Here is a 25,456-nt window from a genome sequence, read left to right as displayed (position 1 = left end):
ATGGCGGCGCCCAACAATTCAATGCAACTTGAGGGTAAAACGATCCTGCTGGGCATTACCGGCGGGATCGCCGCCTATAAGTCGTGCAATATCGTGCGCCTGCTGCAAAAGCGCGGCGCGCGCGTCAAGGTCGTTATGAGCGAGCATGCCACCGAGTTCGTGGGGCCGCTTACCTTCCGTGCGCTCACCAACGAGCCCGTCGCTGTAGGTCTGTTCGACGATCCCTCCGACCCCATCCACCACATTTCGCTGGCGCAGGAGCCCGATCTGGTGATCGTGGCGCCCGCGACGGCCAATATCATCGCCAAGATGGCCAACGGCATTGCCGATGACCTCATCTCCACCACGCTGCTCGCCACGCCGCGACCCATTGTGATCGCACCCGCTATGAACAACGGCATGTGGAAGGCACCGGCGACGCAGGCCAACATGGCAACGTTGCGCGACCGTGGCGTCCATGTGGTGGGACCCGGCAACGGTTACCTTGCCTGCGGCGACGTGGACACGGGGCGCATGAGCGAGCCCAAGGACGTCGTCGAGGCCGTCTGTGAGGTGCTGAACCCCGTCCCGCAAGACCTGGCGGGCAAGCGCATCGTGATCACTGCCGGCCCCACGCACGAGCCGATCGATCCCGTGCGTTTTATCGGCAACCGTTCATCGGGCAAGATGGGTATCGCTCTGGCGGGGGAGGCCGCACGCCGCGGCGCCGCCGTCACGCTCGTGCTGGGACCGACATCGCTCGACGTTCCCCGCGGTGTGGAGTGCGTGCACGTACAGACCGCCTCAGAAATGCTCAAGGCAGCGCTGAGCGCCTTCCAGACGGCCGACGCGGCCATTTGCGCCGCCGCCGTCGCCGACTACACGCCGGCGGCCCCGGCGGACCATAAGCTCAAAAAGGCCAACGAGCGCCTGGATCGAATCGAGCTCGTCGAGACGGCTGACATCTTGGCCGAGCTTTCGCGCCAGAAGGGCGAGCGGTGCGTGATCGGCTTTGCAGCCGAGACCGATAACGTCGTGGAGTACGCTAAGCGTAAATTGGCCCGCAAGGGCTGCAATGCGATCATCGCCAACGATGTCTCGCGCGCCGATTCGGGCTTTGGAACTGATACCAACAAGGCTTGGATCGTGAGCACAGCAGGTACGCAAGAACTTCCTGTGCTAACAAAATCCCAGCTCGCAGATACAATTTTGGACTTGCTTCATAATATTTAAAATAGTTCTTGCGTAACGACAATGTTTCGGGTTAATATACTCCCTGTTGCGAGCGAGAGCACAGCAACAAACAAAAGCTTCGGGACGTGGCGCAGCTTGGTAGCGCACTTGACTGGGGGTCAAGGGGTCGCTGGTTCGAATCCAGTCGTCCCGACCAGAAGTTTGCAGGCCAGGCACATAGTGCCTGGCCTTTTTTGTTTTAAGCAATTGCCTAATTTTGATTAAGCAACAGGGTGCCAAAAATCTACCTACGCGATATTCGCCTTTTGCGGCTACTTGTGCGTTTTGCACGCGCTTGAGCCGATTTATTAACGCGATATGAATCTACATACGCGTAGCTGGTATGCAGCCGAGTACGGGCTGTATTTATCGCGGCGATTTACGCAGATATAGCGACTGTAACGAACAAGCGTGTCGCTGTATTTATTCCAGTAGTTCACTTGATCGGTGGACAAGTGGGCGATTGCAACGATATGCCAAACGGGATGGGCTCCACATACGAGGACGCCGCAGGGTATTGGCGGGGGAGTGCGGCGGGCGCTCTGAGAGCCGCTGCATGACCCCATGTCTCCTTAACTCGATAATTTGTGTTTCAAGCCACGAATCGGTCGAGCAATTGCCAAAAGGAAGGCCCATGCAGGATTGCACGGGCCTTACATCAGATCAAATTTGAGATAGAAGCACCAAGCGGAGCAGACGCAACACCATCTCGTCGCGGCCTCGGCGAGCGACATATCGCAGTCGAGGTAGACATCGAGGAAGTCGTCAGATCCCGCACAGGGGGACCGCGATGGTGGCCACCGCGCCGCCCGAGGGGCTGTTGGCGAGCGAGACGGAGCCCCCGTGGGCGCTCGCGGCCTCGGAGGCGACGTGGAGGCCGAGCCCGTAGTGGCGGCCTCCGTCGCGCGAAGAGCGGGAGGAGTCGTCTGTGAAGAGGCGCTCGCAGCCGCGTTCGAGGGCGGCGGGAGAAAAGCCCGGTCCGTCGTCGGCGACCTCGATGACGAGGCGCCCGCCCGCGACGTCGCAGGAGACAGCCACGCGCGAGCGAGCGTGCTCGGCGGCGTTGGCCACGAGGTTCGCGGCGGCTCGCGCCAGGGTGGTTCGGTCGAGCGGGGCCTCGGGAGCGCCCGCGACAGCGGGGCCCGTGGCCGCGTCGAGCGTCACGCCTCGCGCCCGGGCGATCTGGGCGGCCTCGGCGAGAACCTGCTCGCAGAGCTCGGCCGGCCGTATAGGGGCCCTCTCCGCCCCGCCGGACCCGCGCGAGGCCTCAATGAGCAGGCGCACGTAGCCGTCGAGCCTTTCGACACCGCCGGCTATGTCGCGCGCGGCGGCCGAGAGATCGGCGTCATTCTCGTCTTCCAGCTCCTCCGCCACGAAGTCGGCGTTGGCGCGCAGCACGGTGAGCGGCGTCTTGAGGTCGTGGGCGAGTGACGCCATCTGCTCGCGCTGCCCCCGCTCCGCGGCCCAGCGGGCCTCGAGCGACTCGGCGAGGGAGGCCCGCATGGCGTCCATCGCTGCGAGGACGTCGTTCACCTCGCGAACGTTGGTGCTGCCGACCGTGAAGTCGAGCTCCCCCGCGCCGACGCGCTCCGCCGCCTCCGCGAGCGGCGCCATCTTGCGCGAGATCACGCGGCTCGCACGGCGCGCCACGAGCGCGAGCGCGAGCGCGCTTCCCGCCGTGGCGCCGGCGAGCATGAGGTTCTGCGGGTTGGGAAGCAGGCCGGCGAGGTCGCGCGAGACCCACTGCGGCAGGTACTCGCTGACGAGTGCGCAGGCCCCGCCGCCCTTGAGCGGGAACGCGGCGTAGGTGAGGCCCGAACCCCCGCCCTCGATCTCCACTGTGCCCGGATCCGCGGCGAGTGCCGTACGGGCCATTTCCGTCGCGTCCTCGAGCCGCTTGCTCTCGAGGTCTGTCATCAGCACGTTTCCGTCCTTGTTCAGGATGAGGTAGCGGTACGCCGTCGGCACGTCCTGCTGCCCGCAGACGCCGTCGCGTGCCAGGCCCTCCGCGACCTCGCGCGCATTGGCCGGCCCCCAGCTTGCCTCGTAGACGAAGCCCGCGTTGATCGCCACGAAGAGCACCATGAACGAGGCGAGCCACGCCGTGGCGACCGCCGCGAACGCGTAGGCGAAGTAGCGCGCGATGACGAAGGAGAGCGGCATGCCCCCGCGACCTCGCGCCCCGATCTTCAGAGCTGCCATTTGTACCCCATCCCCCAGACGGTCGCGATCGGATCGGCGCCGGCCTCGGAGAGTTTCCTCCGGGCGCGGCTGACCTGCATGGATATGGCCGCGTCGTCGGCGTCGCTCTCCCAGCCGAGCACCGCTTCACGTATCTGCGCGCGGCTCATGACCTGGCCGGGGTGGCGCGCGAGGTACTCGCAGATGGCGTACTCGGTGGGCGTGAGCGGCACGGTCTCGCCGCCCACGGCGAGGTCGCGCGCCCCGAGGTCGATCCGCACCTCCCCGAAGGAGAGGGCGTGCGAGCGCGGCCGGCGCTCACGGCGTAGATGGGCCGCGACCTTGGCGCGCAGTTCTGCGGCCCCAAAGGGCTTGCGGACGTAGTCGTCGGCGCCCAGGCCGTAGCCGGCCACGGCATCCTCCTCGGCCACGCGCGCGGTCATGAAGACGATGGGCCCGTCGAAGTCCGGGCGGATCTGCCGCACGAGCTCGAAGCCGTCGAGCCCCGGCATCATGACGTCGCAGAGCACGAGATCGAAGCGCGAGAGGTCCATCCCCGGGACCGCCGTCGGGTCCAGCGCCCTGACGACCTCATGGCCGTCGCGGCCGAGGACGCGCGCGAGCGCGTCGAGGATCGCCCGTTCATCATCCACTGCCAGTATCCTCGCCATGATCGACCTCCTGAAACTCTCGTCGAAATTGTACTAACGCCGCGCTCAGCGGTCCAGAGCCCTGCGCGCAGCCACGGGTGCCTCGACCGCGTCGCACGCGCGGTAGCGCACGCCCGAGCCGCCGTGCGCCTCAATCTCGAGCCAGCCCTCGCCGTCCGACTCCCGCCCGAAGAAGATGAGCTGGAGCTCTCGGACATTGCCTCTGTCGTCCGCCGCGTCCACCAGGTAGACGTAGTTTGCCCCCGCCCCGGTGGCGTCGGCGTAGGTGCTCGCGTGGCTGCCGGGCTCGGGCGCGGGCGCCCACATGGCGATCTCAGGGTTGGGCAGCACGCGGTCGGCGATCGAGCGCAGCGCCGACCCCCAGCCGGCGTCGAGCAGGGCATTCCCGCCCAGGACGAGCGCTGCGGAGAGGAGGACGAGCATGGCGGTGAGCGGCTTCCTACGCATCTACACTCCCGTCCTCGAAGCGGCAGAACCACACGAGAAGGACGGCGTCGGCTGCCAGGGTGAGCACGAGGCTAGCGAGCGCAGTCGTGAGGAGAGGGCCCGCCGCGCGTGCGGCGTCGATGAAGGCCTCCACCCCGAGTGACCCCAGGCGCGCGGGCCAGGCGAGCGGCACCCAGCTCAGGGGCGTCACCAGGGCACCGGTGAGCTCGCCGGTCATGAGGCCGTGCGCAAGTCCGCCCACCGAGAAGAACGCGAGGAGCCCCCCCGCCGCGCCGGCGCCGATGGCGACGTTGCGGCCGAGGCGCAGGGCCACCCAGAGCCCCAGCGCGTAGAGGGGCAGGCTGCCCAGCACGATGCCCGCCCAGGCGGCCGCAAGCGGAGCGGGCCCGAGCGGCAGGCGTCCGGCAACGGCGAGCACGGCCCCGAACACGCCGAGCGCCACGGCCAGCGCGGCGGCGCCGAGCGCCACAAGGGCGAGCAGCTTCGCCGCGACGGCACGCCCGCGCGAGGGGACCGCCGTGAGGTTGGCGAGGCGCCCGGCAGCGCGCTCCTCGTCCACGGCGAGCCCGCAGACGATGGCGGACATGAGCGGCATGAGGGCGCCGAGGAATTGGACGTAGGCGTCCGCGCCCAGCGCCGGGTCCCATCGGGCTACTGAGAAGTACTCACCGCAGGCAAGACCGGCTGCCAGGCCGCAGACGAGGTGCACCGCCGTGAGCGGGGAGCGCGCCAGGCGCAGGCCCTCGGAGAGCAGGGCCCGCGAGAGAGTCATGCGCGGCGTCGGGTCGGAGAGTCGTGTCATGGCCATCACCTCTCCTCGGAGCGCGCGAACCAGGCCGCGCCCGCCGCCGTGAGCGCGGCGAACGCGAGCGCGCTGACCGCAAGGCCCGCCAGCGTGAGCATGCCATCCGCCGCGAGCGCCCCGCCAAGCGCCATGTCCGCCGCGAGTGGCTCGCCGCTCGGCAGCACGGGGATGAAGCTCGTGGGGATGACCATGCTCGCCGACGGCGGAAAGAGCTGCGGCAGCGGCATCAGCGACCAGGCGAAACCACCCATGAGCTGCGCGGTGAGCGGGCAAAAGATGCCCGCGAGCATGCCGAGCCGCGCCGTGAGAAAGAGCCCTGCGGGGATCATCCACGCCGCGGTCACCGTGTTGACGAGCGCGCAGAGGAGCATCGTGAGCGTGCCCGCGACCGTGAGGCCCTGCGAGGAGAACGCCGATCCCGCGAGGTAGATGCCGAAGACCACGAGGTTCGAGAGCGTGCAGAGCGCGAGGCACCAGAGCGCCTTGGCCCACCAGGCGCGCCCGAGCGGGAAGCCCAGGCCCAGAAGCCCCCGCATCCGCGTGCGAGCATCCGCCCGCGCGACGCACGCCACCACGAGCGAGAGACACACGGGCAGGAAGAGCACGTACCAGTAGTTCCACGCGCTGAAGATCTGCACGCCCCGGTAGGGCATCGCGCCGAGCAGCGGCATCGGCAGCGCCATGAGCACGGCCAGGCGAACCGGTGCCGCGTGGCGCGACTTCAGGGCCTCGGCGCGCAGGGCCGCGAGCAGGCCGCCTTTCTCACCCGTCATGCCGCCACCTCCCCGCGCGCTCGTCGCCCTTCCCGGCAGAAGCTCATGAAGAGTTCCTCGAGGTCCTGCCCGGGACGAAGCGCATCCTCGTAGGCGAGGCGCCCCCCGCAGATGATGCCGATGGTGTCCGCCATCTGCTGCACCTCGGAGAGGATGTGGCTCGAGACGATCACCGTCGTACCCGCCGCCGCGAAGGCGCGGATCTGGTCGCGCAGCTCCTCAATGCCGATGGGGTCGAGGCCGTTGGTGGGCTCGTCGAGCACGAGCAGGCGTGGCCGGGCGATCAGCGCCAGCGCGAGCCCCAGGCGCTGCCGCATGCCCATCGAGAAGCGACCGGCGCGCTTCTTCCCGGTGTCCGTGAGGTCCACGGCGGCGAGCACCTCATCTATGCGGCTCTCGGGAAGGCCCAACAGCGTGGTGCGCACGCGCAGGTTCTCGCGCGCGGTGAGGTTGGGGTAGAGCGGCGCCTCCTCGATGAGGCTGCCGATTGCGTAGAGGTCCTCGCGGCGCCAGGCGTGCCCGGCAAAGAGAATCTCCCCGGCCGTCGGCCGCAGCATCCCGCAGATCATCTTGAGCGTTGTCGACTTGCCGGCGCCGTTGGGACCGAGCAGCCCGTACACCTCGCCCTCGCGGATATGAAGGCTCACGTCGGCCACGGCGTCCTGCGCCTGGTCGCCGCGGCCGAAGCGCTTGGTGAGCCCGCGCGTCTCGAGCATGTAACCCATGGGTTTATCCTTCCTCTTCCGGGCGCGCGGGCCAAGTCACCGTGCTCGCGCGCCTTACCTTTCGGGTTCACTATCCATGGTGGGGCGCGTTTCTAACGAAGCCGTAACGGCCGTTGGGTTCTTTTGGCGCCAACCCTTCTCGACCCGCACATCATGATTAATTTGCTTAAGGCAACAACTTTCTCGATCGATGCAATCACCGAATCAAAACGTGTACGTCAGCCATCAAAGATGCCGAAAAATGACGTTTTTGGAGGCTGACGTACACAAATGCAGAATCTCGCGCCGCCCAGAAGCACCCTTCATATGTCTGGACTCTCTATGCTTACGCTGGTTAGACATCGCCAGAACGGGTATAGTATCGTAAGTTTTGTCGTTTACCAGCGGGGGAGTCCTGTGGGCATCAAGAAGAAGATCAAAAAGGAGCTTATCGGCACTTCCGATTACCCGTCGAATAAGATCTTCACGATCTCCAATTTCATCACCTTTACGCGCCTGATCCTCACGCTCGTCTTCCTGTACCTGTTTGTGACGGACAACAACCGTGTCGTCGCCATTGTCATCTATGCCATCGCGGCTTCCACCGACTGGATGGACGGTCAGATTGCCCGCATGACCAAAACGGTCTCGTGGCTCGGCAAGGTTATGGATCCCATCTGCGATCGTGCGCTGCTGTTTACCGGCGTGCTGGGCCTGGTCGTCCGCGGCGAGCTTCCCATCTGGGTCTGCGTGCTCATTATCGGCCGCGATATCTACCTGGGCATCGGCACGCTCACCGTGCGGCACTACCACCGGCGCCCCATCGACGTCGTCTTTCCCGGCAAGATTGCCACGGCACTGCTCATGACCGGCTTCTCGCTCATGCTGCTTGGGTTCCCCGTCGTGGACGGCTGGCATCTGCTACCCGCCACGCACACGGCATTCCCGGGCCTCAACGGCAGCTCGGTGCCCCTCGGCATCTTTTTTGTCTACGGCGGCGTCATCTTCTCCATGCTCACCGCTGTCATCTATACCATTAAGGGAGGGGTGGCCATTAAACAGGCCATCGCGCATCCCGAGGACGAGGACATCGACTTTCTGAACCCCGAAATCGAAGACTAGGTCGTTGGGGTATGATTACGTACGGTACATTTTTTGCGGCACGTCCGCGTTAGATAGGGGTTGTCATGGACAACAAGGATAACAATATGCCTCAGAACGATAAGACTGCGGACGCTACCTGCGTTTTCCGTGTTCCTTCGAGCGATGTCACCGTTCCCGACCTTATGGCCAACGTGCGCATCACTGCTCCGGTTCTGTCCATCGTCAAGGGTCCGCAGACCGGAGCTGCCTTTGAGCTCGAGGACGACGTGACCACTATCGGCCGCGATCCCGCGAACGGCATCTTCCTCAACGACATGACTGTCTCGCGCAGCCACGCACGCATTATTCGTGAGGGCCTGGGCGCCCGTATTGAGGATCTGGGCTCGCTCAACGGCACCTGGGTCGACGGGGCCATCGTCAACGGTGCTCCGCTGCACGACGGCTCTTCCGTTCAGATCGGTACGTTCACGCTCATCTACCACGAGAGCACGCCGGAGCGCATCGAAACCGGTGAGTAGGTAATGGCCGAACGCAACTATCTGAGTATCGGCCAAGTCGTCAACCTACTTCGAGGCGCATACCCCGATCTATCGAACTCAAAAATTAGATTTCTAGAAGATGAGGGGCTCATCGCCCCTCATCGGACGCCTAAGGGGTATCGCCAGTACTCCAAGGAAGACGTTGACCGTCTCGAGGTCATCCTGCACCTGCAGAAGACCCGCTACATGCCGCTCAACGTGATTAAGCAGCGCTTGGAAAACGCAACGGACCTGTCCACTTTGGCTTACGAGGTGGGTCTTCTGTCCGATGTTCCGCTTAAGACGGAGCCCAAGGAGACCAAGCAAAAGCTGCACCCCATCGAGACGATCCCCGATATGCTCGGTGTTGAGATCTCGTTTATCCGCTCCCTTGCCGAGAACGATCTTATCCGCATCATCAAGAGCCCGCAGAACCGTGAGCTCGTCGATGGCCGAGATTTCCCGATTATCCGTTACTGCTCGGAGCTGTCGCGCTTCCACATTGAGCCGCGTAACCTGCGCCAGTACGTATCGTCGGCAAACCGCGAGTCTTCGATGTTTGAGCAGGTGCTTGTGAGCATGCTCGGCATGGATACCTCCGATGACGAGCGCGATGCCAAGCTCGAGCGCGCTTTTAAGAAGCTGCACGACCTCACCGAGGGTGTGCACACCGCGCTACTTAAGAACCGTGTCTTTGAGTCGCTCAACGCCGTGGTCGAGGACGCTGACATCGATGCTCTCGATGAGGAGATCGCGCGTTCCGAATCCACCAAGGCTAAAAGCGATGGGGCAAGTGTCTCCGCGGTTGCCGCACACGACGAGTCGCTCGTACACCCGTCCAAGGTCATCGTCACCTCGCATAGCTCGTCTACTGACACGGGTAAATAACCGCCGTCCACCCGGCAATCCATGAAAGGTCACGCCATGTACGACTTCGAATCTCATATCGTCGATATCCCCGACTATCCCGAGCCCGGAGTCGTCTTTAAGGACATCACACCGCTCTTTGGCAATCCCGAGGCCCTGAAGGCCATGGTGGATGCCCTGACCGAGCATTTTGCCGACATGGGCATTACCAAGGTCGTGGGACCCGAGGCCCGCGGCTTTATGGTCGGTGTTCCCGTGGCCGTCGCCCTGGGTGCCGGCTTTGTTCCCGCACGTAAGCCGGGCAAACTGCCGCGCAAGACGGTCAGCGAGAGCTACGAGCTCGAGTATGGAACGGATTCTATCGAGATCCACGCCGATGCCATCAGCTCTAAAGATACCGTGTTGATTCTGGACGACTTGGTCGCGACGGGCGGAACCGTCGAGGCAACAGGTAAACTGGTGCGAGATATGGGCGCAAAGCTTGTAGGCTATGGCTGTATCCTTGAGCTTGCGTTTCTTAACCCGCGCGAGAAGCTCACGCCTTCCCATGAGGACGTTGAGCTCTTTAGCCTGGTAACGGTGGACTAGCCGTTACCCTAGTACTGGAAAGGAAGCTCCATGCGCACAGCAAATACGCACAGAAATATGGCACGCTGCGCTGCTACGGCAACCCTCGCTTGTGTTTTGGGCTTGGGCCTCGTGGCTCCGGCCTACGCCGATACCGCATCCGACCTTGCCGCTGCTCGTACTAAACTCGAGCAGATTGGCACGCAAACCCAGCAAATTCATGATGAACTCTCCGCGCAGACGCAGGAGCTTGATCAGACTGCAGGCGAGATCACGCAAAAGCAGCAAGAGATTGCCGAAGGTCAGGCAAAGCTTTCGACCTACGTTGCCGGTGAGTACAAGACCGGCGGTCTGAGTCTCCTTCAGGTTCTGACGGGCGTCGACGATCTGGGCGACATGCTCAACCGCCTGTTCTACTACGGTAAGGTGTCCGACAAGCAGGCCCAAACCATTCAAGAGGTCAAGGACCTTAAGCAGCAGCTTACCGATAAGCAAACCGAGCAGGAGCAGAACGTCGCCGCGACGCAGAAGAAGGTCGACGAGCTCAATGCCCAGCAGGCTGATGCCCAGAGTGTCGTGAACTCCCTGGATTCACAGTTGCAGGCCGAGCTTGCTGCCGAGGCCCAGGCCAACGCCGCGCTGCAGGCTGGCATAAATGCTAGCACCGCCGAAAAGGCCACGGTGAGCAACGACACCGCCGGTACGACCGAGAACACCAACAAGGGTGGCGGTACGACCAACGACGGCGGTGGCAACACGCCGGCACCCGCTCCGGCTCCCGCCCCTACGCCGCAGCCCCCGACGCCCGCTCCGGCTCCGGCTCCTTCTCCGACGCCTTCCGCACCGAGCCCGTCCGTTGATGGCGGTTCCGTTGTTTCGCGCGCCTATAGCAAGCTCGGATACGCTTACTCTTGGGGTGGCATTGGACCGGACAGCTTTGACTGCTCCGGTTTTGTAAGCTATTGCCTCACGGGACGCTACTGCCGTCTGGGCACCACCGGCACCTTCATGGGTTGGACCCGTGTGTCCGATCCGCAACCCGGCGATGTTGTGGTTAACTCCTACCATACCGGCATCTATATCGGTAATGGTCAGATGATCCATGCTTCCGACTACAAAACGGGCGTCATCATCAGCTCCGTCGCAGCCGGTATGAACAACAACTACATCTTCGTACGCTACTAATTTATTACTACAGCGAACGAACGTGGGCCCCGCGATCTTGAGTCACGAGGCCCATTCTTTTTGCCCCTACCTTTTGCCTTGAGATCAACACGGCTATCTAGTATTCAAAACTAGATAGCCGTCCAATCGATCAGAAAGATGGCTATAATTGTTGGGGAACAATTAGAAAGGACCCTCAATGAGCTGGGCACTTATCTCCGATTCGAGCTGCAATCTTCGCGATTGGCAGCCAACCGCACCTCATACCACCTTCGCATTTGCACCCCTTAAGATCCGAGTGGGGGAGCGAGAGTTTATCGATGACCTCACGCTCGACGTGCACGAGCTCAATAGTGCCGTGCAGGCGGAGTCGAGTGCTTCTTCGAGCGCCTGTCCAAGCGTAGGGGAGTGGGCCGAACTCTTTAGGCTTGCCGACAAGACGATTTGCATGCCCATCTCCGAGGGCGTCTCAGGAAGCTACAATGCCGCGGCCACCGCACGTGACATGGTGCTTGCCGAAGATCCCAACCGTCAGATTCATTTGGTTAACTCACGAGCCGCAGGTGGCAAAATGGACCTAATCTTCCTGCTGTTCGACCGCTATCTTGCGAGCAACCCGGATGCCTCCTTTGAGGACGCCTGTGCCTACTTTGATAGCTTGGAGCAGAACAGCAAGATCCTCTTTAGCCTGTGCAATTACGCAAACCTCGCCAAGGCCGGACGTATCCCTAAGGCGGCCGGAGTCATCGCCAACAAGCTCAATATCCGCATTTTGGGCACGGCGAGCGAAGCGGGCAAAATTGAACTCGTTGGGCACACGCGTGGCGAAAAGAAGATGCTTGGCAAGATTATCGATACCATGGAGGCCGAAGGCTATACTGGTGGCGAAGTCGTTATCGACCATGTCGATAATGAGGCGGGCGCCCAGGCACTTGCCAGCCGCATTGCGGAACACTGGCCCGGCTCCAAGACCATCATCATGCCCTGTAACGGGCTAGATTCATACTATGCCGAAATGCACGGCCTCATTATCGGCTACGGCATGGGCGTGGCTTCGGGCCGATAATGTCCAACTTGACAAACGTACGGGCGGGATAAGGGGCCAATGGCTCTTTATCCCGCCCGTCTTATACCTCGGTTAGCTATGAAACCCATTGAACTTGAGGTAGCTCATCAGGTACGCCTTCGAAACGAAGGACGATACAGCACTGCGTACGAGCAGTGACTCGCGCGTAACCTGATGTGCGGTATCGGACACAGGAGTCTGCTCGACGGAAAATGCCGCACGAATCGATGATTCAAGTTGATCGACTACATAATCGAAAGCCGTCGGAGCGTCGTAGCTCAAACGCTGAATATTAAAGAGCGCCTGAATCGCGGCGATGGGCAGCACCTGCTTAAAGATACAAATGACGATGAGACGCGCAATCTGCTCACGGCCATACTGCTTTTTAACCGGAGCAGGAACGAGGCCGACCTTCACGTAGTTATTGATCATCGATGGCGTGATAACGGGCTGCTCTACGCAAATCGAAAGCGGCTCCATCCACAACGCAACATATTCAATAACCTGATCGCGATAGAGCGTTACATTGGGCAGCTGATCATAGCGTGGCAGGCTCAACGCGTTGAGTTTACCCGCCATATCGGACTGAATAAATGCATCCGGCAGCACCGTTGGCTGAATATCCTCCGGCTTAATGCTGACCGATGTATCGGACATCGGGATAACATGTTTGACGTGGTTCATAAGAGACCTCCGTTCGTTTTCTATATTGTATTCTAGGTTATCTAGTTTTGCATACCACATAGCCGCTAAGTAAAAGTGGTTGGACAGCACATTGATGCACCGTCCAACCACTTTGTTTAAAGATAACAACCTTACATAAGATATATTATCGTACTTATGCGCGTAAGAAAGTGTATGCGCTGGTTGCCGCTATAGCTCCGTCCGAAACGGCGGTCACAACCTGACGCAAACGCTTGGAACGGATATCGCCGGCTGCGAATAAGCCGGGTGTACGGGTGGCCATGGACTCATCGGTAAGGATGCCGCCATCGGGCCCCAGATCGACCAGATGCTCGACAAGTTCGGTATGAGGTTGCGTGCCGGCAAAGACAAAAATGCCAAACGAGCCAGGTTCAAAGGCCTCAGTATGCGTCTTGCCGCTCGCATTGTCCTTGAAGGTAATTGTCGTGGGCATCGCCTCACCGGAAAGCTCAACAATACTAGTTTGGTACCTAACTGAAATATTGTCCTTAGCAAGCACCTTATTCACAACGCCTTCGGGTGCACGGAATTGATCGCGACGCAGCACGATGGTCACGCTGCTGGCAATGTCGGACAGGAACAGCGCCTCTTCGCATGCCGAATTGCCGCCTCCGATAACAAAGACTTGCTTGCCACGGAAGAACATGCCGTCACACGTCGCGCAATACGAAACGCCTCGACCGCGATACGTGTCCTCGCCAACAAAACCTGCAGGACGCGGCGTGGCGCCCATGCACGCAATGACGCTCTTGGCCGCTGTGTCGCCCATATCGTGATGGATGGTAAATTGAGCCGCATCGGCATCGTAATCGACGCCTGTCACCATACTCCATTCAACCTGAGCCCCCAGGCCTTCAGCATGCTGTTGGAACCGCTCACCAAGTTCAGCACCGCTCAGCAGCGGAATGCCAGGATAATTCTCGATCTCGTTGGTCGTGGTGATCTGTCCGCCCGACATGCCCTGCTCAAGGACAGTCGTCGTCAGGTTGGCGCGCGCCGCATAAATGGCGGCAGCATAGCCCGCGGGACCGCCGCCGATAATCGCAACGTCGATCGTCTGATCGGTAGTCATGAAGAGTCCTCTCGTCGAAACGTTGTCATTCCTTGCGCTCATACCCAAATTTACGTGAACGTGACACTCATGCACTACAATGATAAAACCGTGTTACAACGTCGAAGGGGAGTTATCGATGGATCAGACGCAGACGAGCGATGACGCTCCCCTGCTCACGCAAAGCACTCCCCAATCGAAGCAAACCTCACTCTTGGCTCAGCAAAAACCTCTCGTGACCATCGTGCACGCCTCGGTCGGCTCGGGCCACAAGGCCGCCGCAAATGCGATTGCGCAGGCATTCGACCTCATCCGCGGCACCAATGGTATCCCCGAGGATGTTGAGATTGAAGTGCTCGATATCCTTGATTTTGGACGTATTACATTCGACGGCAATAAGACCGCGGCTTCTTTCACGGGAGCCACGCGCCCCATTTACGACCTGACCTGGCGATATACGCTTACGGGACATCTTCTCTGGGGTGGCGGCACGGCATGGTCGCGAATTATGTTCCCCGCCTTCAACGAATATATTCGTAGCCGCAGGCCCATAGCCGTGGTCGCAACGCACATCACAGCAGCCAATGTTGCCGTGGGCGCCCGCGTCATTACGGGTATCGATTATCCGGTCACCTGCGTGCCGACCGACTACGAAGTCGAGGGCTGGTGGCCCCACAAGGACACCGATCTATTCTGTGTTGCCAACGAATTTATGGCCGAAACGCTGCGTCCGCGCAAGGTGCCCGAGGCAAAGATTCGCATTACCGGCATTCCTATTCGCGCCGGATTCGACACGGACTACAATCGCGAGGAAGAACTAGCCAAGTTCAACCTCCCCACTGACAAGACCGTCGTTCTGGTAATGGCCGGTGCCAGCTTGCCTCAGCCTTACGTCCGCTTTCGCGCGGCGATGGACCACACACTCCCCTTCCTGCGCAGCTTCGAAGACATGCACTTTGTCTTTCTGCCTGGCAAAGACCTGGAGTATGCCACCCGGCTGAAGACGCTCTTCGATGCCATGAAGCTCGAGAACGTCACGGTGTTGGACTATGTCGACGACATGGCGGCCCTCATGCACGGCTGCGACTTGGCAATCCTCAAATCGGGCGGACTCACGGTCACCGAGTGCCTATGCGCACATCTGCCGATGATCCTGCTGGGCAAGTCCTATGGCCAGGAAAAGGCCAACACCACGATGCTCACCGGCATGGGCGCCAGCATGCACGTCACCACGGCACGAGAGCTCATCGTGACGTTGCGCCATCTCCACGATCATCCGGAGTCGCTCAAGGCATTGCTCATCAATGGCGAAGTGTTGCGCCGACCACGCGCAGCCGAAGACATTGCCATCGCAACCATGGAACTCGTCGGAAAACCACAAAAACGCAAACGAGCCTTCTGCCGCTTTTACTGGGGCGGAAAACCCGCGCATATCCGCTAGCGTCTTAATGCCCGCTTTCCCGTGGGAGGCCCCTATATATCATCCCATGCTCAAACATTCTCGCTGCGCTGCGAAACTGCGCGTGGGACGATATATAGGGGCCTCCCACGGGAAAGCTGCGTTTACGTACTAGCAGCTATACCAGATTCCCCACCACTAGAACCTGCAAAGATGAAACTGGAAAATCTAAATGTAGTAGGCCAATGCGACAAAGGGATTGTTTCTTTGTCGCATTGGCTTACTAGAATGTAATTATTTTTTCAAGCGAGTAGCCGCCCGGCCGTCTCTCACACATATCGTTCCACGCGCAGTTTCGCAGCGAGCGAAGCGAGAATGTTTGAGCATGGAATGATATGTGTGAGAGACGGCCGGGAGAGATACGAGCGCCCCTAAGCTACGCCGCTGGAGCCGAAGCCTCCTTTGCCTCGGTCGGTTTCGTCTAGTTCTTCTACTTCTACGAGGTTGACCGTGGGGACTTCTTGGATGACAAGTTGGGCGATGCGGTCGCCTTTGTTGATTTGGATGTCGTTCGTAGGGTCTAGGTTAATGAGGATGACTTTGAGCTCTCCTCGATAGTGAGCATCGATGAGACCGGGCGTGTTGACTATAGACAGGCCCTGCTTAATGGCCAGGCCGCTGCGGGGCTGGACGAAGCCGGCGTAGCCGTCGGGCAGGGCGATAGCTAGGCCCGTGGAGACCAAACGTCGCTCAAAGGGTTTGAGGGTGCAGTCTTCGTTGGCGCGGAGATCAAGGCCGGCATCCGTAGGATGGGCGTATTTGGGAAGCTCGACGGCTGGGTCGAGACGCTTAATGTTAACGGTAATGTTGGACATGAAATCACCTTAGCTTGTCGAGCTCTTGCAGAAACTCATCGACATCTTTGAAATCGCGATAGACCGAGGCAAAGCGGATGTAGGCCACTTTATCGATCTTGGCCAACCGCTTAAGAACCATATCGCCCAGCTCATGAGACGTAACGGCCGTGAGTGTACGAGAGCGAAGCTCGACCTCTATATCGTCAATGATCTCATTGAGCTTTTTAGTGTCGATATCACGCTTGATCGTGGCGCGCATCAAACCGACCAGCAGCTTATTGCGATCGAACCGTTGCTTGGTTCCGTCTGACTTAATGACCTCGATAGGGTCTTCACAACGCTCAAATGTCGTAAAGCGATAATTGCACGAGCAGCATTCGCGACGGCGCTTGATGGTGTTATTAGATTCCTGCATGCGGGAATCAACGACGCGGGTATGTGCCTTACCGCATTTGGGACAGCGCATGGTACCTCCTCTAAAACGATTACAAGGGTACCATGCGACGGTACTTAAATCTTAGGAACGTGCGGGAACTTTAAGATGCGCACCGGCATCGAGCGAGCCATGCTCCAGATGATTGACGTCGCGGATCATATCAGAGGTCTCCTGTGTGGAAAGACCCTCAATAGGATGCTCCTGGGCAAGCGACCACAAGGAATCGCCAGACTGAACACGAACGGTCTCGTAGGTAACGTTGGATACCGACTCGGCATATGCGGCGTGACGAGCGCTGAAGATCGAGGTAGCAAGTACAAAGAAGAGCGTGAGCGCAACGGCAAGAGCGACAATCGTCGAGACCTTCAGAGCAGCGGGGGCCGAAGTCGTGGCGACACGCTGGCTGCGGACGGGCTTACCAGGCAGCGTTTGGAAACCAGATCGGCCGCCTTTGACAACCGTGAAAGCCGGCGCCGCAGGCGTCTCGAGCTTAAGGGCGAGGTTTCCCTGGACCATATCCGTTGCGTTCATCATGTTCTCCTCTCGCGTGTTTTGCTGAGAACAGTTTTATCAAGCCGCGCGGACAAAAATGTCTAGCGCGAGAACGAATGTTCGGTTATTATTATCTGCGAACAGTTGTTCCTGTCAAGCAATAATCGAACATTTGTTTGACATTGGTAGAGAGGATCCCCTGATGGCTCGCAAAATTACCAAGCGTCAGCAGCAGATTTACGACTTCATCAAGGAATATCAGCAAGAGAAGGGCTATCCGCCCAGTGTGCGCGAGATGGCATCGGCCGTAGGCCTCTCCTCCCCCAGCACGGTGCATGCTCATCTCTCTGCCCTGGAGGCTCGAGGCCTGCTCAAGCGCGATTCCACCAAGCCTCGCGCCCTAGAGCTCTTTGATGAGGACGGATCCTCCGTCTCGATTTCCAAATCCGATGAACCCACGGCACCCCGCGGAACGGTCTCGCTGCCGCTCGTCGGTCGCGTCGCGGCTGGGATTCCCATTCTGGCCGAGCAAAATATCGAGGACACCTTTACCATCCCGACCGAAATCGCCACAGACCAGGGCTCCTTTATCCTTGAGGTGCACGGCAGCTCCATGATCAATGTCGGCATCTACAACGGTGACTACATTATCGTTCGCGAGCAAAAGAGCGCCATGAACGGCGAAATCGTCGTGGCTATGATCGATGGCTCGGCGACCGTCAAGACGTTCTACAAGGAGCAGGGGCGTGTGCGCTTGCAGCCCGAGAACGACACTATGGAGCCCATCTATGCGACGAACCCCGTTATTTTGGGTAAGGTTGTCGGTTTAATGCGCCGGTTCTCGTAATGCAAAATCGCATCACCATATTTGATACCGTCCGAGGGTTTACGATGCTATCGATGGCAGGTTTTCACACCTGCTACGATTTGGCCTACCTATATGGATGGGATATGCCATGGTTTACCGAAACGGTTTTCCAGGATATCTGGCGCGCTAGCATCAGCTGGGTATTTTTATTTATCGCCGGTTGGATGTGCACGCTCTCGCGCAATAACGTTAAGCGCACCCTCAAATACGCCGCCGCAGCCTTGATTGTATGGATTGCAACTACACTGGTATCAGTCGACGAGTCGGTAAACTTTGGCATCGTTTATTGCATGGCAGCATGCACGGCGGTAGTTGCACTCACCCGTCCGGTACTCCAAAAAATACCGGGCTCGTGGGGCATTGCAGCGTGCCTTGTTCTTTTTGCCCTAACCTGGGGCATTCCAAAAGCGATCTACCCACTCCCCTACCTGGCATGGCTTGGATTCCCGAGCCCGGGTTTTGTTTCGGGAGACTACTATCCGCTCATTCCGTTTGTCTTTATGTACCTTACCGGCTTTTGCGCTGCCCAGGCAGCACAAGAATCAAGCCTCGAAGCGCCAGCATGGGCATACGCCAATCCCATCCCGGCGCTCACAGTCCTCGGTCGGCACGCCTTACCGTTCTACCTGTTCCATCAGCCTGTCATTCTAGGCGTGCTAGAACTCGCTTATTCCGTACGATAGCGCTCAAAACGCGGGGCGATTCGGGCCGGCAACTTCGCCACAATGCGAACGCCGTCCTCAAGATATTCCTCATGCAGAAGGGTTCCCTGCTCATGCACCAAGGTGATAAGGGCGCCCTCGCGATACGGAATATCAGCGGAGAGCAACACGTCGGTGGCAGCGGCCTCACGAGCAATACGGTCGACGAGATCGTCGAGTCCCTCGCTCGTCTGGGCCGAGAACAGCACGGCCTCGGGATACCGACGATGGAAACTCAATCGATCGACGCTATCGAGTAGGTCGATTTTATTGAACACCGTAAGCGTCAAACGCTCGCCGGCACCGATCTCGTCAAGAACACGATCGACTGCCTCGAGCTGGCGCTCGTAGTCCTCGTCAGAGGCATCCACAACTTTAAGGATCAGGTCGGCACCAAGGACCTCAGATAGCGTAGACTTAAAGGCATCAACGAGACCATGCGGTAGCTTTTGAATAAAGCCAACGGTATCGGTAATGGTCATACCACGACCGCCGGGCAAGCGATACGAGCGCGTCGTCGGATCGAGCGTGGCAAATAATTTGTCCTGTGAAAGCACCGTCGAACCGGTCAGGCGATTGAGCAGCGTCGACTTACCGGCATTGGTATAACCGGCTAAGGCAACGCGAAACGCCGGCGACTCGATACGGCTCTTTGACTGGACATCGCGACACTGTTCAACCTGATAAAGCTCGCGACGAAGCGCGGCAATCTTGTTGCGAATCAAACGTCGGTCAACCTCGAGCTGGCTTTCGCCCTGGCCAAAGCGCGAACCAATGCCACCGCGTGTCTGCTCTTTAGCAAGATGGCTCCACATACCGCGCAAGCGAGGCAACAGATACTGCAGCTGCGCCAGCTGCACCTGCAGGCGGCCCTCACGGGTCTGAGCGTGCAGGCCAAAGATATCGAGAATCAAGGCCGTACGGTCGATAATCTTAACCGGTTCGCCCACGGCTTTCTCCAGATAAGACTGCTGCGAGGGCGTTAAATCGTCGTCGAAGATAACGACATCGGCATCCATACGATGAACGAGCCCGCAAAGCTCCTCGACCTTACCGGAGCCAATAAACGATGTTGGATACGGCTTAACAAGACGCTGCGACAAACGCGCCACGCACTGGGCGCCAGCCGTATGGGCCAGGCGCTCAAGCTCGTCAAGCGAACGGTCGAGCGGCCAGGCGTTATCGCGCCACTCAACTCCGACAAGAACGGCACGTTCGGGCTCAGGGGCCGTAGGAACGAGGGGAAACCGAGCCATTAGGCCGCCTCGATACGGTGAAGGATATCCTCAACGACCTCATCGATCGAAAACTTGTCCATATCGAACCAAACGATGCGGTCATCGCGTTTAAACCACGAAAGCTGACGCTTGGCATAGCGCCGCGAACGCATCTTGATGAGTTCGCAAGCCTCATCCATAGAAATGACGCCGTCAAAGGCATCGATAATCTCTTTATAGCCAATCGCCTGCATCGAAGTCAGGGCACCTCCCAGCCCCTGGTCCATAAGACCGCGAACCTCATCAACAAGACCCTGTTCAAACATCAGATCGACGCGTAGGTTAATACGCTCGTAAAGCGACTCGCGATTACGCGTCAATCCAAACCACAGAGCGTGATAATGCTCGCGCGGAACACTAAACTGCGACTTTTGCTGCGCGTAGGAAACACCATCATCGTGCATTTCGAGCGCGCGAATCACGCGGCGAACATTATGGGGGTGGATGACCGCAGCGGACTCGGGGTCACGCTCGGCAAGCAGCGCGTGCAGCGCTTCATCGCCCATGCGCTCGGCAAGCTCCTGATACCCCGTGCGGCGATCGTCCTCAAGTTCGCCCGAGGGAAAATCCATCTCATCCAGGGCGGCCTTGAGATACAAACCCGTGCCCCCGCAAAACACCGGTAGGCGGCCCTCGCCCAGCAAGCGCTCAACATGCACACGAGCGTCTGCCTGATACAGCGCCGCAGAATATGCAACGCCTGGTTCAACAATATCGACCAGGCGTTGCGGCGCCGTGCATTCCTCGGGTGCCATTTTGGCAGTACCGATATCCATGCCTCGATAGATTTGCATCGCGTCACACGACAGCACTTCGGACGAAAGGCGAGCCGCCAAACGATCTGCGGCATCACTTTTGCCAACCGCGGTCGGACCGACAATCGCGACGGCGGAAAGGCCTGCCCTGGGAGCAATCATTAGCGAGGCTCACCCACAACGGATCCGGACAGATACCACGTCTTGGCAACGTCGACGTCAACATCGACAATCTTGCCAATCAACTGATCGATGCTGTAACCCTCGGGAATCGGTGCATGAACGGTCTGATTCTTAGGACTCTTGCCCAGCAGCACCGCGTCGTTCTTTTTGCTCGTACCCTCAATAAGCGCCGGCACAACGGTGTGGAGCTCACCCTGGTTATACTCGTGCGCTGTGGTCTCGATAACCTTCACCAGACGGTTGAAGCGCTCAAGAATCACCTCATGCGGCGTGGGATCGTCAATCTCGGCGGCCGGAGTACCGGCGCGCTTGGAATAGATAAACGTATAGGCCTGAGCATAACGGACCGTCTCGGCAAGCGAAAGCGTCTGCTCAAAGTCTTCCTCGGTCTCGCCGGGGAAGCCCACGATAATATCGGTCGAAAGCGCGATATCGGGCATGCGATTGCGGATGCGATCGACGAGCCCCAGATAATCCTCGCGCGTATAGCGACGATTCATCTCTTTAAGGATGCGCGTCGAGCCCGACTGAACTGCCAGGTGCAGCTGCGGCATGACGGCAGGCGTCTCGGCCATAGCGTCGATGGTCTCGGGCAGCAGGTCTTTGGGGTGCGAGGAAGTAAAGAAGATACGCTCTACACCCGTATCGCCCACGGCACGCAGCAGGTCGGCAAAGCGCGGCTTGCCAAACAGATCGCGACCATAGGAGTTGACGTTTTGGCCCAGCAGCGTAATCTCACGCACGCCTTGGCGTACCAAGCCGGTCACCTCGTCGACAATCTCCTCGAAAGGGCGGCTCTTTTCGCGACCGCGCACATACGGCACGATGCAATAGGTACAGAAGTTATTGCAGCCCGTCATAATGGGGACCCAAGCGTGATACTGGGTCTCACGATGCCACGGCATGCTCATAGCATCCGTGTCCTCGTGCTCATTGGTGCGAATATGACGCTTGCCGTCCAAGAATGCCTCGGCAATGAGCTCGGCCACATGCGCGATGGAATGCGTGCCAAAGATGACATTGACGTTATCGACATTGGTGAGCAGACCCTCACCGTCGCGCTGCGCGATGCAGCCGCCCACGGCGACCACGCGCTTGCCAGAAGGCGAAGGCGGGAGGCTCTTACAAGAGTTGCACTGACCGTACAGACGGGTGTCAGCGGCCTCACGAACGCAGCACGTCATGAACACGACAATGTCAGCATGCTCCGGATCGAGCGCCATGAGGCAGCCATACGAGTCGAGCAGGCCACTCACGCGCTCGGAGTCGTGCTGATTCATCTGGCAGCCAAAGGTGCGGATAAAGTAGGTTTTACCGGCAAGAATATCGCGTACGGAACCCTGGTCCATGTGTATAAGTCCTAACGAGGTGGAATAAGCGGAATCAAAGAGGGCGGGCAAAGGGTAAACACTCTATGCCACAGGCTTAACGTCGTCCATCACAACGTTATCCATAGCAGCTCGATTAATCTGATGAACGTAAATAGAAAGACGGATGGCCGTGCGTGACTCCCCGTTGATGAGGATGTCGGAAAACACCGGCGCACAGGAAATATCAAACCCGGTCGGAATCAAAAATCCGCGTGCAATGGCCACAGCCTTAATGGCCTGGTTGACGGCACCCGCGCCGACACACTGAATATTGACGGGAACGCCATCTTTGACCATGCCGGCAATGGCGCCGGCAACGGACGCGGGCGAAGATTTGCTTGATACCTTCAGGCAATCCATGAAGAAACTCCTGCGTTTAAAAGTACGTTTTAACTGCAATAACTGTAACGTAGCGAACGGACTCGGTAAAGATGCTATTCCTCTTTGGCAAGATCGAACGTCACGATAATACGATCACGCGAAACACGAATCTTGGGATCGCCGCAAAGGTTGAGATAGTACCGCGATGCAAGATCGTTAAAGTCGCGTTCCACGGCTCGCGAGAACTGCGCCATATCGTCCTTAGCGATACGCAGCCCGCGACGATCTTTGGCGAGATCAACCGGAGCAGCCGCATGTGAGGACGAATCACGCTCGCGTAGCAGGCGTGCGGTCACACCGCGAACGGGCTTAATCTGGCCCGCCAAGATCCGATGCGCCGTACGCTCGGACATCTCAAGGCCCAAACCCGAACAGATACGGATAAAGTCTTCCGCATCCGAAGCAAGACCCAGACGATCGACCACGGGAAGCTCGGCTTCGTCATCGATAAACAAAAGACGAGAAGCATCGAGACGGCTGGAGGCCTGCGCATGCAGCGTCGCGGCGATCTCGGAAGGGGACCCCAGATAGACATCACAGGCGCGTAGTTCCTCGAGGGCAAACTCGCAGGCGGCACGAATGATGTTGTGAGGGCCGCGGGCGCAGACATAGTGACCGTCCTCGTCCTTCACGGCCTGAGGCCAGCTGGACTGATCGGCACGCTCGCCAAGGCGGTCGGTAGCGACGCTCACCTTAAAGACCGAGCCAAGGTCAACATCAGATGCGACAACGCGTGCCTCGTCGGTGTTCTGCTTAATCGAGAACAATGCCATGCCTCGACCGTGAACGCCCCAACGATCCATCTTCATGCTCTCGAGCTTGGAGGTAACGCGGGCATCGAAGATGCGCTCCTGCATATCCTGCGGCACGCCCGAACCATTGTCCAGAAAGACGAGCGTACGGACGCCATCTTCCTTGGTCGTGGCGAGATAGACCTTGTCGGCGCCGGCATCACGGGCGTTGCGCAGCATTTCGATGACAATATCCTCGACATGCTGGATGTCGTGCTTTGCCTGGCGCCGCTCGGCCTCCGAAACGCGGAGGCGGACATAGCCCTCGCCAAGGTTCTCCTCGACGCGAAGGTTGCCCTCCCCCGACATCGACGCGATAAATGAGATGAGCTCGTTCGCGTCGTTCATGTTATTTAGCGATATCGACAGCGCGGCTCTCGCGAATCACGACGACGCGCACCTGACCGGGATACTCCATCTCTTCCTCGATCTGATGGGCGATGTCATGAGCCAAGACCGTGGACTGGGCATCGGAAATCTTGTCCGGCTGAACCATGACGTGGACCTCGCGACCAGCCTGCATGGCATAGGTACGCACGACGCCGTCATGAGAGTTGGCGATCTCCTCGAGCTTCTCAAGACGCTTGATATAATTCTCGGCCGATTCGCGACGGGCACCGGGGCGAGAGGCAGAAACGGCATCGGCAGCCTGGACCAGAACATCGAGCACCGTGTTGGGGTCGACGTCGGCGTGGTGAGCCTCGATAGCGTGAACGATAACGGGTTTCTCGCCATAGCGACGGGCGAGCTCGGCGCCGATAACGGCATGCGGACCCTCGACGTCATGGTCGATAGCCTTGCCAAGATCGTGCAGCAGGCCGGCACGCTTAGCGGTCATAACGTCCAGGCCAAGCTCGGAAGCCATCACGCCGCACAGGTCGGAAACCTCGAGGGAATGCTGAAGCACGTTCTGGCCAAACGAGGTGCGGTAGCGCAGAGCACCCAGGGTCTTAACGATCTCGGGGTGCAGATCGTGGATACCGGTATCGAAGGCAGCCTGTTCGCCAGCCTCGCGCACGCGCTGCTGAACCAAGTCGGCGGCCTTGTGATACATCTCCTCGATGCGGGCAGGGTGAATGCGGCCGTCAGCAATAAGGTTCTCGAGGGCGACGCGGGCGGTCTCACGACGGACCGGATCGAAGCTCGAAAGCACAACGGTCTCGGGCGTATCATCGATGACCAGGTTGACGCCGGAAACCTGCTCGAAGGTACGGATGTTGCGACCCTCGCGACCGATGATGCGACCCTTGAGGTCATCGGAAGGAATGTGCACGGAGGTAACGGTAACCTCGGCGGTGTGGTCGGCGGCACAGCGTTGAATAGCCAGCGACAAGATTTCCTGAGCGGTCTTGTGGCACTCGGCGCGAACCTGCTGCTCGGACTCACGGATGATCGTGGCGGCCTCGTGGGTAACCTCGCCACGAACCTTGTCGAGGAGCTCCTTGTGAGCGTCCTCACGAGTCAGGTCGGCGATACGCTCGAGCTCCGAGGTCTGCTGAGCGCAGAGCTCCTCAAGCTCGCGGGAGCGCTTCTCGACTTGGCCAGCCTGGCTGGACAGCTGGTGCTCACGCTTGTCGAGGGCATCGTTGCGGCGATCGAGGGACTCCTCGCGCTGCATCACACGGTTCTCGAGCGAACGAATCTCGTTCTTACGCTGCTTATCCTCGGCCTCGGCAGCCTGCTTGTTCTTGATGATCTCCTCTTTAGCCTCGAGCAGAGCCTCTTTTTTGAGGGTCTCGGCCTGGCGCTTTGCATCGCCGATTAGGGACTCAGCCTGTGCATGTGCCGACTGGATCTTTTCGTCGGCCTCGTGAAGACTACCCTGCTTGGCGGTGCGCATGTAGGCAATGGCGGCGATGGCACCCAAAACGATGCCAACGAGCGCTGCGATGATAGGCATGCTCACTCCTTTTTATGGATTCGTTACACAACAAAGCGAACCGTCCTTACGAACGGCTCGCGACATTTGAGTAATATGGGCGCAGCTTATGCGGGTCGGATACAGATAAACATATAAACAAACTCATCAAAGATGAGCGCATATCACAAAGCAAATGACAGTGTTTATCGTACGTTGAACCGCAACAACTGTCAAATAAATGCACCCAGCA

Annotated in this window: 27 protein-coding genes and 1 tRNA gene; 11 read left to right on the top strand and 17 right to left on the bottom strand. The window is 59.4% G+C overall.

Going from position 1 to position 25,456, the window contains the following annotated elements; genetic code table 11:
• Both coaBC and SFLMC1_RS09330 read left to right on the top strand, forming a co-directional pair.
• Positions 1-1,212: a bifunctional phosphopantothenoylcysteine decarboxylase/phosphopantothenate--cysteine ligase CoaBC gene (gene coaBC, locus SFLMC1_RS09335; protein ID WP_226814231.1), complete on the top strand. Its 1,212-nt coding sequence runs from the start codon at positions 1-3 to the stop codon at positions 1,210-1,212.
• A gap of 80 nt (positions 1,213-1,292) precedes the next feature.
• Positions 1,293-1,369, top strand: a tRNA-Pro gene (locus SFLMC1_RS09330).
• A gap of 608 nt (positions 1,370-1,977) precedes the next feature.
• On the opposite strand, the gene SFLMC1_RS09325 is transcribed toward SFLMC1_RS09330, so the two are convergent.
• Genes SFLMC1_RS09325 through SFLMC1_RS09300 form a run of 6 tightly spaced genes read right to left on the bottom strand, consistent with a single transcriptional unit; the run spans position 1,978 to position 6,814 of the window.
• Entirely contained in the window at positions 1,978-3,414 is a 1,437-nt protein-coding gene (locus tag SFLMC1_RS09325; protein WP_152073801.1) for a sensor histidine kinase, read from the bottom strand.
• Complete coding sequence (locus SFLMC1_RS09320; protein WP_152073802.1) at positions 3,402-4,064, bottom strand: response regulator transcription factor; 663 nt, start codon at positions 4,062-4,064, stop codon at positions 3,402-3,404. Before SFLMC1_RS09320 ends, SFLMC1_RS09325 begins: the two co-directional genes overlap by 13 nt.
• Positions 4,065-4,109: 45 nt before the next feature.
• The gene (locus tag SFLMC1_RS09315; RefSeq protein WP_152073803.1) at positions 4,110-4,511 is read right to left on the bottom strand and encodes a hypothetical protein; all 402 of its coding nucleotides are present in this window, start codon (positions 4,509-4,511) and stop codon (positions 4,110-4,112) included.
• Positions 4,504-5,319, bottom strand: coding sequence for a lantibiotic ABC transporter permease (locus SFLMC1_RS09310; protein ID WP_154063933.1), 816 nt, complete (start codon positions 5,317-5,319; stop codon positions 4,504-4,506). The genes SFLMC1_RS09315 and SFLMC1_RS09310 overlap by 8 nt, the downstream gene beginning before the upstream one ends.
• Entirely contained in the window at positions 5,319-6,089 is a 771-nt protein-coding gene (locus SFLMC1_RS09305; RefSeq protein WP_152073805.1) for a hypothetical protein, read from the bottom strand. The genes SFLMC1_RS09310 and SFLMC1_RS09305 overlap by 1 nt, the downstream gene beginning before the upstream one ends.
• Positions 6,086-6,814, bottom strand: coding sequence for a lantibiotic protection ABC transporter ATP-binding protein (locus SFLMC1_RS09300; RefSeq protein ID WP_152073806.1), 729 nt, complete (start codon positions 6,812-6,814; stop codon positions 6,086-6,088). The genes SFLMC1_RS09305 and SFLMC1_RS09300 overlap by 4 nt, the downstream gene beginning before the upstream one ends.
• Positions 6,815-7,210: 396 nt before the next feature.
• On the opposite strand from SFLMC1_RS09300, the gene SFLMC1_RS09295 reads away from it, so the two are divergent.
• The 6 genes from SFLMC1_RS09295 to SFLMC1_RS09270 all read left to right on the top strand — a co-directional run bounded on the left by SFLMC1_RS09295 (position 7,211) and on the right by SFLMC1_RS09270 (position 12,079).
• Positions 7,211-7,915: a CDP-alcohol phosphatidyltransferase family protein gene (locus SFLMC1_RS09295; RefSeq protein ID WP_152073807.1), complete on the top strand. Its 705-nt coding sequence runs from the start codon at positions 7,211-7,213 to the stop codon at positions 7,913-7,915.
• Positions 7,916-7,980: 65 nt separating this feature from the next.
• Entirely contained in the window at positions 7,981-8,415 is a 435-nt protein-coding gene (locus SFLMC1_RS09290; RefSeq protein ID WP_187323940.1) for an FHA domain-containing protein, read from the top strand.
• Between the two features lie 3 nt (positions 8,416-8,418).
• Positions 8,419-9,303 (top strand): MerR family transcriptional regulator, encoded by an 885-nt coding sequence (locus tag SFLMC1_RS09285; protein ID WP_152073808.1) that lies wholly within the window; start codon positions 8,419-8,421, stop codon positions 9,301-9,303.
• Positions 9,304-9,339: 36 nt separating this feature from the next.
• On the top strand, positions 9,340-9,870 hold the full coding sequence (locus tag SFLMC1_RS09280; protein ID WP_187323939.1) for an adenine phosphoribosyltransferase: 531 nt from the start codon (positions 9,340-9,342) through the stop codon (positions 9,868-9,870).
• Between the two features lie 30 nt (positions 9,871-9,900).
• Entirely contained in the window at positions 9,901-11,034 is a 1,134-nt protein-coding gene (locus tag SFLMC1_RS09275) for a coiled-coil domain-containing protein (protein ID WP_152073810.1), read from the top strand.
• A 178-nt stretch (positions 11,035-11,212) separates the two neighbouring features.
• On the top strand, positions 11,213-12,079 hold the full coding sequence (locus tag SFLMC1_RS09270) for a DegV family protein (protein ID WP_152073811.1): 867 nt from the start codon (positions 11,213-11,215) through the stop codon (positions 12,077-12,079).
• A 72-nt stretch (positions 12,080-12,151) separates the two neighbouring features.
• Here SFLMC1_RS09270 and SFLMC1_RS09265 read toward each other — a convergent pair whose 3' ends face one another.
• Together SFLMC1_RS09265 and SFLMC1_RS09260 are read right to left on the bottom strand one after the other, a co-directional pair.
• A complete protein-coding gene (locus SFLMC1_RS09265; protein WP_187323938.1) occupies positions 12,152-12,763 on the bottom strand; it encodes a DUF1836 domain-containing protein in 612 nt (203 codons plus the stop codon).
• A gap of 154 nt (positions 12,764-12,917) precedes the next feature.
• A complete protein-coding gene (locus SFLMC1_RS09260) occupies positions 12,918-13,856 on the bottom strand; it encodes an NAD(P)/FAD-dependent oxidoreductase (RefSeq protein WP_152073812.1) in 939 nt (312 codons plus the stop codon).
• 118 nt (positions 13,857-13,974) lie between these two features.
• Here SFLMC1_RS09260 and SFLMC1_RS09255 point away from each other — a divergent pair, with 118 nt between their 5' ends.
• Positions 13,975-15,276, top strand: coding sequence for an MGDG synthase family glycosyltransferase (locus tag SFLMC1_RS09255; RefSeq protein ID WP_152073813.1), 1,302 nt, complete (start codon positions 13,975-13,977; stop codon positions 15,274-15,276).
• 389 nt (positions 15,277-15,665) lie between these two features.
• Here the strand turns inward: SFLMC1_RS09255 and dut are convergent, their stop codons facing one another.
• From dut to SFLMC1_RS09240, 3 genes are read right to left on the bottom strand one after another with little or no spacing between them, the layout of a single operon-like run.
• Positions 15,666-16,109, bottom strand: a complete 444-nt coding sequence (gene dut, locus SFLMC1_RS09250) for a dUTP diphosphatase (protein WP_152073814.1) — start codon at positions 16,107-16,109, stop codon at positions 15,666-15,668.
• Between the two features lie 4 nt (positions 16,110-16,113).
• Positions 16,114-16,557, bottom strand: a complete 444-nt coding sequence (gene nrdR, locus SFLMC1_RS09245) for a transcriptional regulator NrdR (RefSeq protein ID WP_022093781.1) — start codon at positions 16,555-16,557, stop codon at positions 16,114-16,116.
• Between the two features lie 51 nt (positions 16,558-16,608).
• A complete protein-coding gene (locus SFLMC1_RS09240; protein WP_187323937.1) occupies positions 16,609-17,058 on the bottom strand; it encodes a LysM peptidoglycan-binding domain-containing protein in 450 nt (149 codons plus the stop codon).
• Between the two features lie 163 nt (positions 17,059-17,221).
• Between SFLMC1_RS09240 and lexA the strand changes: the two genes are divergently transcribed.
• Together lexA and SFLMC1_RS09230 are read left to right on the top strand one after the other, a co-directional pair.
• Entirely contained in the window at positions 17,222-17,866 is a 645-nt protein-coding gene (gene lexA / locus SFLMC1_RS09235; protein ID WP_117818083.1) for a transcriptional repressor LexA, read from the top strand.
• Positions 17,866-18,570 (top strand): heparan-alpha-glucosaminide N-acetyltransferase, encoded by a 705-nt coding sequence (locus SFLMC1_RS09230; protein WP_152073816.1) that lies wholly within the window; start codon positions 17,866-17,868, stop codon positions 18,568-18,570. Before lexA ends, SFLMC1_RS09230 begins: the two co-directional genes overlap by 1 nt.
• Here the strand turns inward: SFLMC1_RS09230 and hflX are convergent.
• The 6 genes from hflX to rny all read right to left on the bottom strand — a co-directional run bounded on the left by hflX (position 18,555) and on the right by rny (position 25,245).
• Complete coding sequence (gene hflX / locus SFLMC1_RS09225; RefSeq protein ID WP_152073817.1) at positions 18,555-19,844, bottom strand: GTPase HflX; 1,290 nt, start codon at positions 19,842-19,844, stop codon at positions 18,555-18,557. The genes SFLMC1_RS09230 and hflX overlap by 16 nt on opposite strands.
• A complete protein-coding gene (gene miaA / locus SFLMC1_RS09220) occupies positions 19,844-20,782 on the bottom strand; it encodes a tRNA (adenosine(37)-N6)-dimethylallyltransferase MiaA (protein WP_152073818.1) in 939 nt (312 codons plus the stop codon). The genes hflX and miaA overlap by 1 nt, the downstream gene beginning before the upstream one ends.
• Positions 20,782-22,152: a tRNA (N6-isopentenyl adenosine(37)-C2)-methylthiotransferase MiaB gene (gene miaB / locus SFLMC1_RS09215; RefSeq protein WP_152073819.1), complete on the bottom strand. Its 1,371-nt coding sequence runs from the start codon at positions 22,150-22,152 to the stop codon at positions 20,782-20,784. The genes miaA and miaB overlap by 1 nt, the downstream gene beginning before the upstream one ends.
• A gap of 63 nt (positions 22,153-22,215) precedes the next feature.
• Positions 22,216-22,533 carry a stage V sporulation protein S gene (locus SFLMC1_RS09210; RefSeq protein ID WP_006235982.1) on the bottom strand — a complete coding sequence of 106 codons (318 nt, stop codon included), beginning with the start codon at positions 22,531-22,533 and terminating at the stop codon, positions 22,216-22,218.
• Between the two features lie 74 nt (positions 22,534-22,607).
• The gene (locus tag SFLMC1_RS09205) at positions 22,608-23,693 is read right to left on the bottom strand and encodes an ATP-binding protein (protein WP_152073820.1); all 1,086 of its coding nucleotides are present in this window, start codon (positions 23,691-23,693) and stop codon (positions 22,608-22,610) included.
• 1 nt (position 23,694) lies between these two features.
• Positions 23,695-25,245, bottom strand: a complete 1,551-nt coding sequence (rny, locus tag SFLMC1_RS09200; RefSeq protein ID WP_152073821.1) for a ribonuclease Y — start codon at positions 25,243-25,245, stop codon at positions 23,695-23,697.
• Between the last annotated feature and the right edge of the window lie 211 nt (positions 25,246-25,456).

The organism is Collinsella aerofaciens, from assembly GCF_901212495.1.
Taxonomy (GTDB): domain Bacteria; phylum Actinomycetota; class Coriobacteriia; order Coriobacteriales; family Coriobacteriaceae; genus Collinsella; species Collinsella aerofaciens_H.
The sequence above is the reverse complement of the archived record's forward strand: the minus strand, read 5'-3'. Positions and strand labels throughout refer to the sequence as shown.